1 protein-coding gene is annotated in these 3,520 nt (G+C 70.3%); it reads right to left on the reverse strand.

All coding sequences use genetic code 11. From position 1 onward, the window contains the following. Positions 1 to 56 precede the first annotated feature (56 nt). The coding region (locus ACFU7Y_RS41815; RefSeq protein ID WP_380771648.1) for a multifunctional oxoglutarate decarboxylase/oxoglutarate dehydrogenase thiamine pyrophosphate-binding subunit/dihydrolipoyllysine-residue succinyltransferase subunit at positions 57 to 3,520 on the reverse strand (3,464 nt) is incomplete at its 5' end.

The following is a 3,520-nucleotide window of genomic DNA, read 5'->3' on the forward strand; positions in this document are numbered from 1 at the left end:
CCCTCCCGGTGGGGAGGACGGGGCCGCGGGCGTGGAAGGCGCGGGGCTTCAGCGCGTCAGAGCGCGAAGACCTCCTCGACCAGCGCCTGCTGCTCGGCGGCGTGCCGCTTGGCCGAGCCGACCGCCGGGGACGAGGCCGCCGTGCGGGCGACGCGGCGCAGACGGGCGTCGCCGCCGCTGCGGCCGATGACGACCTGCAGGTGGTCGACCAGGTTCATCGCGATGAACGGCCAGGCGCCCTGGTTGGCCGGCTCCTCCTGCGCCCAGACGAACTGGACGTTGTCGCCGTAGCGGGCCAGCTCCTCCTGGAGCTCGGCCACCGGCAGCGGGTAGAGCCGCTCGACCCGGACGATCGCGGTGTCGGTGACGCCGCGCTCGGTGCGGGCCGCCTCCAGGTCGTAGTAGAACTTGCCGGCGGTGATGACCACCTTGCGGACCTGCGCCGGGTCGACGGTGCTGTCGCCGATGACCGGGCGGAACGAGCCGGACAGGAACTCCTCGGTCGCACTCGCCGCGGCCTTCAGACGCAGCATCGACTTCGGGGTGAAGACGACCAGCGGCTTGTGGTGCGGGTTGTGCGCCTGCCAGCGCAGCAGGTGGAAGTAGTTCGACGGCAGGGTCGGCATGGCGACCGTCATGTTGTTCTGCGCGCACAGCTGGAGGAAGCGCTCCGGGCGGGCGGACGAGTGGTCCGGGCCCTGGCCCTCGTAGCCGTGCGGCAGCAGCAGGGTGACGCCGGAGTGCTGGCCCCACTTCTGCTCGGCGGAGGCGATGTACTCGTCCACCATGGTCTGCGCGCCGTTGACGAAGTCGCCGAACTGCGCCTCCCACATGACCAGCGCGTTCGGGCGGGTCAGCGAGTAGCCGTACTCGAAGCCCATGGCCGCGTACTCCGACAGCAGGCTGTCGTAGACGGTGTAGCGGGCCTGGTCCTCGGTGAGGTACTGCAGCGGGGTGTAGTCCTCGCCGGTCTTGCGGTCGATCAGGACGGCGTGCCGCTGGCCGAAGGTGCCGCGGCGGCTGTCCTGGCCGGCCAGGCGGACCGGGTGGCCCTCCATGAGCAGCGAGCCGATGGCGAGGGTCTCGCCCATCGCCCAGTCGATGGTGTTGTCCTCGACCGAGCCGGCGCGGCGCTGCAGCTGCGGCAGCAGACGCGGGTGGACGGTCAGCCAGTCCGGCAGGTTGACCTGGGAGGCGGCGATCCGCTTGACCATCTCCTGGGAGATGCCGGTCCGGATGGAGACCGGGAAGTCGGCGACCGGCTTGCCCGTGGTGGCGTCGGCCGGCGCCTGGGCCGCGTCGCGGACCTCGGCGAAGACCTTCTCCAGCTGGCCCTGGAAGTCCTGGAGCGCCTGCTCCGCCTCTTCCATGGTGATGTCGCCGCGACCGATCAGGCCCTCGGTGTACAGCTTGCGCACCGAGCGCTTCTTGTCGATCAGGTCGTACATCAGCGGCTGGGTGAACGACGGGTTGTCGGCCTCGTTGTGACCGCGGCGGCGGTAGCAGATGAGGTCGATCACCACGTCCTTGTGGAACTCCTGGCGGAACTCGAAGGCGAGCCGCGCGACGCGGACCACGGCCTCCGGGTCGTCGCCGTTCACGTGGAAGATCGGGGCCTCGATCATGCGGGCCACGTCGGTGCAGTACATCGAGGAGCGCGAGGACGCCGGGGCGGCGGTGAAGCCGACCTGGTTGTTCACCACGACGTGCACGGTGCCGCCGGTGCGGTAGCCGCGCAGCTGCGACATGTTGAGGGTCTCCGCGACGACGCCCTGGCCGGCGAAGGCCGCGTCGCCGTGGATCTGGATCGGCAGCACCGGGAAGGTGGTGCCGCCCTGGTCCAGGATGTCCTGCTTGGCGCGGGCGATGCCCTCGACGACCGGGTCCACGGCCTCCAGGTGGGAGGGGTTCGCGGCGAGCGAGACCTTGATGGTCTCGCCGTCCAGGCCGGTGAAGGTGCCCTCGGCGCCCAGGTGGTACTTGACGTCGCCGGAGCCGTGCATCGACTTCGGGTCGAGGTTGCCCTCGAACTCGCCGAAGATCTTGCCGTACGGCTTGCCGACGATGTTGGCCAGCACGTTCAGGCGGCCGCGGTGGGCCATGCCGATGACGGCCTCGTCCAGGCGGTGCTCGGCGGCGGCGTCGATGGTCGCGTCCAGCAGGGCGATCAGCGACTCACCGCCCTCCAGCGAGAAGCGCTTCTGGCCGACGTACTTGGTCTGCAGGAAGGTCTCGAAGGCCTCGGCCGAGTTCAGGCGGCGCAGGATGCGCAGCTGCTCCTCGCGCTCCGGCTTCGCGTACGGCTTCTCCAGGCGCTCCTGCAGCCACTTGCGCTGCTTCGGGTCCTGGATGTGCATGTACTCGATGCCGACGGTGCGGCAGTAGGTGTTGCGCAGCAGGCCGAGGATGTCGCGGAGCTTCATCATCTTGTGGCCGCCGAAGCCGCCGACCGCGAACTCGCGCTCCAGGTCCCACAGGGTGAGACCGTGCTGGACGACGTCCAGGTCGGGGTGCTTGCGCTGCTTGTACTCCAGCGGGTCGGTGTCGGCCATCAGGTGGCCGCGGACCCGGTAGGAGTGGATGAGCTCCATGACGCGCGCGGTCTTGTTGACCTCGTCGTCGTGGGTGGTGGCGACGTCGGTGGCCCAGCGGACCGGCTCGTACGGGATCCGCAGCGACTCGAAGATCTCGTCGTAGAAGCCGTTCTCGCCGAGCAGCAGGCGGTGGATCTCGCGCAGGAACTCGCCGGACGCCGCGCCCTGGATGACGCGGTGGTCGTAGGTCGAGGTCAGCGTCATGATCTTGGAGACGCCCAGGCGGGACAGGGTCTCCGGGGCGGAGCCCTGGAACTCGGCCGGGTACTCCATGGCGCCGACGCCGACGATGGTGCCCTGGTTCTGCATCAGGCGCGGCACGGAGTGCACGGTGCCGATGCCGCCGGGGTTGGTCAGCGAGACCGTGACGCCGGTGAAGTCGTCCATGGTCAGCTTGTTGGCGCGGGCCCGGCGGACGATGTCCTCGTAGGCCTGCCAGAAGCCGAAGAAGTCGAGCGTCTCGGCCTTCTTGATCGCCGCGACGACCAGCTGGCGGTCACCGTTGGGCTTGACCAGGTCGATGGCCAGGCCGAGGTTGACGTGCTCCGGCTTGACCAGGAAGGCCTTGCCGTCCTCCACCTTGTAGCTGTGGTTCATGCCCGGGGCGGCCTTGATGGCCTGGACCAGGGCGTAGCCGATCAGGTGGGTGAAGGAGACCTTGCCGCCGCGGGCGCGCTGCAGGTGGTTGTTGATGACGATGCGGTTGTCGATCAACAGCTTCGCCGGCACGGCGCGGACCGAGGTCGCGGTCGGCACCTCCAGCGAGGCGTCCATGTTGCTGGCGACGGCCTTCGCCGGGCCGCGGAGCTGGACCAGCTCGGGGCCGGCAGTGGCGGCGGGCGCGGCCAGCGCCGGGGCGGCGGCCTTGGGGGCCGGGGGCGCGGCGGGCGCGGCGGCGAGCGGGGCCGGAGCGGCCGGGGCGGCGG

It is taken from the genome of Kitasatospora sp. NPDC057542 (assembly GCF_042801945.1).
Classification (GTDB): domain Bacteria; phylum Actinomycetota; class Actinomycetes; order Streptomycetales; family Streptomycetaceae; genus Kitasatospora.